Below are 6,320 nucleotides of genomic sequence, written 5' to 3'. Positions count from 1 at the left end.
GATCGCGGGGATGAGCCTCGGTAACAGACAAGCTTGGCATTCCGAGAGGAGTGTTCCCCGCGATCGCGGGGATGAGCCTACAGATAGGATCCAACCCATGTTCACCTTTGACGTGTTCCCCGCGATCGCGGGGATGAGCCCACTCCCAGCGCTTCCATGAGAATACCCAAGGCGTGTTCCCCGCGATCGCGGGGATGAGCCGTCGGTATTTTCGCGTTGTAGTAAGCCAAGTGCGTGTTCCCCGCGATCGCGGGGATTGTTACCCGTCGCGTTATTTGACGATGTAGGCGTCAACCAGGATGCCGATGGCCGGGGTGTGAAAACGCCCCGCCGGGGGTTCCTGGCGGGGCGTTCGTTGTCATGGTGACGTGGCCACCGTCATTGGTGCCGGGATTGTGGTTATTCGTTGGATTCGCTGATGGCCGATTGTGCTGCGGCTTGGTCGACCATGTTCTTCTGTGCGGAGTAGGCGGCGAGCAGGGCGGAGACCGCGAGGTTGTTCACGGAGCGCGGGTAGCCGCGTGAGGCGTGGTGGATCGCGCTGATGGCGTCGTCGGAGAAGAGCGGGTCGGATCTGCCGGCGTAGGCGAGGTGTCCCTTGATGTAGTCGGTGGTGTCTTCCGGTCCCATTCCGTTGATTGTGAACCGGGTGCCGATGCGCTGGTCCAGGGCGGCCAGCACCGCTAGTTTCAGGCGCCGTCGCAGGGTGGGCTGGCCGATGAGCAGCAGCGCGAAGTGCGAGACCGTATCGAGATTGACGTTCGTCAGCATGCGCAGGGCTTCCAGGTCCTGGTTGCCGAGGAGGTGTGCTTCGTCGATGACGATGACGATGACCGGCAGGCGGGAGCGTTCGTCGAGTTCCCCGGCGAGCAGGGATGCTGACTGGGAGGCGAGCACGCCGGAGTAGAACGCCGGGGATGCGCCGAGGGCGGTGACGATGCTGGTGTGGATCCCGCGTAGCCCGATGGTCGGATCGGGGATGTAGATCACCTGGTGGCGGGAGGGTTCCAGCTGGGCGAGGGCGGCGCGGGCGGCCACGGTCTTTCCGGCTCCGACTTCCCCGGTGATCACGCCCATTTGGCGTTGGTCGATGCACCACCCGATGCGGGCGACTGCTTCGCGGTGGCCGGGGTGGGTGTGCAGGGCCGCCGGCGGGATGTCACGGCCGAACGGGGTTCTGGTAAAGCCATAATAATTTTGCAGGCTCGTGATGGAACTCATCGGGTTCCCTCCCCGTTCCCGGCAATGCCGATGGTCTGATCGTCGGTGTTCCAGAGCGGTTCCATGTCGCCGGCGCCTTCCCAGGGCGCTGGCAGCCGGGGCGCCGTGGTTGGGGCTGGTTGGTTCATGTTTTGGATGTCGGCGAAGCTGATCGGGGTTCCGGTCAGTGATTGGATGTGGCGGGTGGCGATCAGATCCAGGTAGTTGATGCCGGAGGTGACGTTCACCGCGGCCTGGTCGGCGTCCTTGGCGGCGTTGACGGCCTTGGGGTGAACGTGCCGGCGGATGTCCAGGGCCGTGCCGATCCCGGCGGGAACGCCCAGGTGGGAATTGACGGTGATGTCCGCGCCCAGGTCGAAGGGGTCATAAACGACTTCCACCCGGGTGCCGGCCAGCACCGGATCGACCTGGTACGTGTTCGAGTGCAGGGAGATGGTGGCGGTCTTGGTGACCTGGCGGGTTTCGGACCACAAAAAGGCTTCCCTGATCTCTTCCAGCGGCTTGCGTACCGGGGTGCGGTGTTCCCAGCTGGCCTCCCACCGCGCCAGCGGACTCTGCCCGGTCGTCGAGTGCACCGTGTGGTGGTAGACCATGTTCACCCACGCGGTGAACAAGGTGTTCAACTCCTCCAAGGAGCTGACCTCACTGCCGGCACTGACCCCGCTGCCGCAGACGCCGCCGGTGGTGCCGGTTTCGGCCGGGGTGGTGCCGGGGAGCATGGGCTGGTCGGTGATGGTGATTTCACCCAGGAACTGGCTGGTGACAGTGCGAAAGAAGCGCTCTATCTTACCGCGTCCCTGCGGCCGGTAGGGGGCGGAGTGGGTCAGGCGGATCCCCAACCGTGCACAGATTCTTCCCAGCGCCTTGTCAACAAAGGCACTGCCGTTGTCCAGGTAGGCGATGGAGGGGATGCCGTGGGTTTGCAGGGCCGGGCGCAACACCGCGGAGAGGCGTACCGAGTCCTCCGCATAGGCCCAGCGGGCGGCGGTGACCATGCGGGAGTGGGTCATCCAGGAACGCGAAGAGATACGTTTTCCGGCCCCCCAGGCGCGGGCCGTGCAGGGCGTCGCCAACCCAAATTTCATTGGAATGGTCCGTTTCGAAACGGCCGGTGGCCACCGCCGGGACGCCGGTGGAAATGTTCTTCGCCCTAAAGTGGCGCAGCAGGGTCGTTTCCGACGGTGCCGCACCCAGGGTTTCGGTGATGATCCGTTTGACCTGGGCCGCGGTCCGGTTCGGCCGCTCCCGCTTGAGGGTCTCGGCCAGCAGCAGGACCCGGGCGTCGGTGACCGGGCCTTGGGCGCGTTCCTCGGGTTTGAGCCCGTCGAATCCCTCCTGCTGCCAGGCCTTGATCCAGCGGTCCAGGGTTTCGCGGGAGTAGCGCCGGGTACCGCCGTATGGCCAGGGGTGCTCCATGGTGGCCAGTGCCCGCACCAGGGGCCCGCGCTGGCGCGTGCTCAGCGACGGATCCGCGGCCTCACGCACCAATTGATATCTGAAAAGAGCGATCTCATCGCGGTGTTCCTTGCGCATCAACGGCCCCGTGGCCCGCGGGCTCCTGGAAGCCGGCACCGGGGAAACCGGTAAAAGCACCGGCACGGCCGAGGTGGCTTGTGAAGTCTGGATGTCCCCGGTCCTGCCGGCCGGACCGGTGGCTGCTGCCGGCACGGGGGCCGGGGCCGGTCGGTCGGGTGCCGGCGCGATGGGCACTGCGTGGACAGGTTGAAGCTGTTGGGGTTCACAGGCTGGGGCACTCATGATCGTCAAAAGTCCTTTCGGTAAGGGGAAACCAGTAGGAAGTACCGGGGCCTTTGACGGGTTCCGGTACTTCACTCCCACCTTTGCCCTATCAGCGCCCAGGCGGCAGGGCGGGTTGGTGTTGCACCGCAGCGGGCCAACCGGTGGCGCTGAAGAACCACGGCCCGTGCCCCATCAGCGCACCGTAATGCCACGGCACGCTGACAAGGGAACTGCGCCGGGAAGAATACTGGGCCAGAGTTGTGGCATAGCCCATGAGCATCGATAACGCGTTGGCACCAGGGGTGGATGCCGGGGCCGGCCACAGCCCGGGAGCATCCGCCGCGCCCCGGTGCACCAGGGCAGTGAATTTGGTAAGGATCGCCGCGATATTCGCCCTGTAACCGCGCAGCCAGTCCCGCACCGTGCTCCCCGGGCGGCCCAGCACAGCCGCGATCTTCCGATGCCCGTGCCCCAGAACGGTGTTCAGCTCGATGGCCTCCGCCATCACCGCGGCCCCGTCGGCCCGGCGCGCAGCCAGGGACACGGGTAGCAGGACATGCGTGGCCCGGCAGCCCCCGCAGCGCCCCCGGCGTGGAACGATCGTTCGGTTCTCCACCACCGCGGTGCCATGCCGGATGACCCTCGCCCTGGCAAAACCCCAACGGCGCAGCTTGCCGGGGCAATCCGGGCAGCCCAGGCGCCCCCCATCCAGATCAGATTCGACAGTGCCAGGATCTTCACTTACGGTGAGCACAGCGCGACTCTTTTCGCGTTGGAACGACCCGGTGCGGCTTCGAATCTGGCACCGGGTCGTTTGCTTTAACTAACAGGCCTGTCGTCAGCCTGACGCCGCCAACGAACCAAGGTCAAGGCCCACCCAGGGAAAACACCCAATACGGGCTCATCGGCAAGGAACGCGACCACTCAACGTCAACCAATGCGACGCGCAACAGGGGATGAGCCTAACCCAGCCTTCAACGTACGATTCCACGTCGTGTGTTCCCCGCGATCGCGGGGATGAGCCCAAGGCTATCCGGGACATGACCCTGCCGGTAACCACTCAGGTGGTTTTGGTGGTGTGCGGCGCGCCTCGTTGACTGGGGCGGCCGAAGGCGGATTCTGGGGGTGTGGGCACGTCACCGTCGTATGAGGAGCTTGTGGTTGAGAATGTTCGGCTGCGGTTGCTGGTGGCTGGGCTCCAGGAAACAGTGGCCAGGCAAGAGCGCGCGAATCAGGTGCTGGCGGAGCGGGTGGCGGAGTTGGAGGCCCGGTTGGGCCAGTCTCCGCGGAACTCGTCGAGGCCGCCGTCCAGTGAGGGCTATGAGAAGCCGGCCCCGCGGTCGCGCCGGCAAAAGACCGACCGGCCTTCGGGCGGTCAGCCCGGCCACACGGGCCACACGCTGGAGCAGGTCACGGCCCCGGATGAGGTCCTCATCCATGCACCGGCTATGTGTGGCGGGTGCGGGGAGTCGCTGGCGGGGGCGCCGGTGGTCTCCACCGAGTCCCGGCAGGTTGTTGACCTGCCGCCGATCACGGTGTGGACCACCGAGCACCGGATCGAGCACCGGCGGTGTTCGTGCGGGTGCGTGACGATGGCCCAGGCCCCGGCCGGGGTCGGGGCCCCGGTCCAGTACGGGCCCCGGGTCCGGGCCCTGGGCGTGTACCTGCTCACCGTCCAGCACCTGCCCCTGCAGCGGACCGCGGAGCTGATGGGCGAGGTGGTCGGGGCCCCGGTCAGCCAGGGCTCCCTGGTCAGCTGGCAGGCGGCGGCGGCCGCCGGCCTGGACGGCGTCGACGAGACCCTGGTCCGGGGGTTGTCCCAGGCGGAGGTGCTTGGTGCCGACGAGACGGGGATCCGGGTGAACGGCAAACTGGTGTGGGTGCACGCGGCGCGCACCGATCAGTTGACCCGGTACACGGTTTCCCGCAAGCGCGGATATGCGGGGATGGAGGACGCCGGGGTGCTGACGGCCCTCAAACCTACGACCGTGTTGGTCACCGACTTCTTTAGGGCTTATTGGAACCTGGATGTCATCCACGCGGCATGTGGCGCGCACCTGTCCCGTGAGTTGGTGGCCGGCTCCGAAGTCGACGGGCAGGACGGCTGGGCAGAGCCCTTGGAGCGGCTGCTGGCCGAGATCAACCGTGTCGCCCACCGTGCCCGGGATGCCGGCGGGACAGCGTTCGCCCCCGCCCTGCTGGCGACGTATCGGCGACGATACGAAGCCCTCATCAAGGCCGGGTGGGCGACAAACCCCGGGTTCTCCCCGGGCAAGCACGCCACGAAACGGCCCAAGCACGTGAACCTGCTCGACCGCCTCGACGGCCACCGCGAGGAGGTGCTGCGCTACGCCACCGACTGGCGGGTCCCGTTTTCGAATAATGGGTCCGAGCGTGACATCCGGCCGCTGAAGATCAAGATGAAGGTCTCCGGCGGGCTACGCAGCATGGCCGGCGCCGACGCGTTCTGCCGGCTGCGCTCCTACCTCTCCACCGCCGCCAAACAAGGCCAAACAGCGTTCGAAGCGATGACCATGCTCCACAACGGCAACCCCTGGCAACCAGCCACCAGCTAAAACCGCCACCGCGCCCACGAAACCAGCTGAGCAGTTACCCCTGCCGGCCGGGTGTTCCCCGCGATCGCGGGGATGAGCCCGCTACGCTGAAGCCAGTCTTCGATGCGATCTTGTGTTCCCCGCGATCGCGGGGATGAGCCCTGCCGCCGATCTCGGAGAAGCGCCGCCTGTCCGTGTTCCCCGCGATCGCGGGGATGAGCCCTCGAACCTGACGCTGGCCGCAACCGTCCTGTAGTGTTCCCCGCGATCGCGGGGATGAGCCCATGTCCGTCGCGGTCAGCTCGTTGTTGGCCTGGTGTTCCCCGCGATCGCGGGGATGAGCCGCGCCTGGGGGGACAGATACGGGGGTGCGTAAGGTGTTCCCCGCGATCGCGGGGATGAGCCCGGGTTGACGATCCCGCCCTTCGCGAAACCCTCGTGTTCCCCGCGATCGCGGGGATGAGCCCCCTCTGGGGCGTCACTGCTGAGTCGCTGGACGGTGTTCCCCGCGATCGCGGGGATGAGCCCCTCAGCGTGGTCGTCGACTCGCTGACGTGCCCGTGTTCCCCGCGATCGCGGGGATGAGCCTGAGAAGTCGCTGGCGGACGCTCGGGCAACGGCGTGTTCCCCGCGATCGCGGGGATGAGCCGTACCGCGCCTGGGACACCGAGTCCCCGATCTCGTGTTCCCCGCGATCGCGGGGATGAGCCCTCCAAGGAACCCCGTGCATCCCCCTGGAGGAAGTGTTCCCCGCGATCGCGGGGATGAGCCGGACGGGTGCACCGTCGCCGTATACTCCGGCGA

The 6,320-nt window shown here is 66.8% G+C and carries 4 protein-coding genes, 1 pseudogene and 1 CRISPR repeat array; of the genes and pseudogenes, 1 reads left to right on the top strand and 4 read right to left on the bottom strand.

What is annotated here, in order from left to right:
* Nucleotides 1-399 precede the first annotated feature (399 nt).
* The 4 genes and pseudogenes from EJC77_RS12540 to EJC77_RS12530 form a co-directional block, all read right to left on the bottom strand.
* Nucleotides 400-1,221 carry an ExeA family protein gene (locus EJC77_RS12540; protein ID WP_125613113.1) on the bottom strand — a complete coding sequence of 274 codons (822 nt, stop codon included), beginning with the start codon at nucleotides 1,219-1,221 and terminating at the stop codon, nucleotides 400-402.
* Nucleotides 1,218-2,231 (bottom strand): DDE-type integrase/transposase/recombinase, encoded by a 1,014-nt coding sequence (locus EJC77_RS21695; RefSeq protein WP_164520402.1) that lies wholly within the window; start codon nucleotides 2,229-2,231, stop codon nucleotides 1,218-1,220. The genes EJC77_RS12540 and EJC77_RS21695 overlap by 4 nt, the downstream gene beginning before the upstream one ends.
* A gap of 304 nt (nucleotides 2,232-2,535) precedes the next feature.
* Nucleotides 2,536-2,637, bottom strand: a pseudogene (locus EJC77_RS21690) (helix-turn-helix domain-containing protein); the annotation flags it as partial.
* A 433-nt stretch (nucleotides 2,638-3,070) separates the two neighbouring features.
* Nucleotides 3,071-3,505: a hypothetical protein gene (locus EJC77_RS12530; protein ID WP_205787231.1), complete on the bottom strand. Its 435-nt coding sequence runs from the start codon at nucleotides 3,503-3,505 to the stop codon at nucleotides 3,071-3,073.
* Nucleotides 3,506-4,118: 613 nt separating this feature from the next.
* Here EJC77_RS12530 and tnpC point away from each other — a divergent pair.
* Nucleotides 4,119-5,537, top strand: coding sequence for an IS66 family transposase (tnpC, locus tag EJC77_RS12525; RefSeq protein ID WP_125613107.1), 1,419 nt, complete (start codon nucleotides 4,119-4,121; stop codon nucleotides 5,535-5,537).
* Between the two features lie 51 nt (nucleotides 5,538-5,588).
* Nucleotides 5,589-6,287: a CRISPR direct-repeat array (repeat unit 28 nt; unit sequence GTGTTCCCCGCGATCGCGGGGATGAGCC).
* Between the last annotated feature and the right edge of the window lie 33 nt (nucleotides 6,288-6,320).

Source organism: Specibacter cremeus, from assembly GCF_003946885.1.
GTDB classification, from domain to species: domain Bacteria; phylum Actinomycetota; class Actinomycetes; order Actinomycetales; family Micrococcaceae; genus Specibacter; species Specibacter cremeus.
Note: the sequence above shows the minus strand (reverse complement) of the source record. Positions and strands in the feature narration are given on the sequence as shown.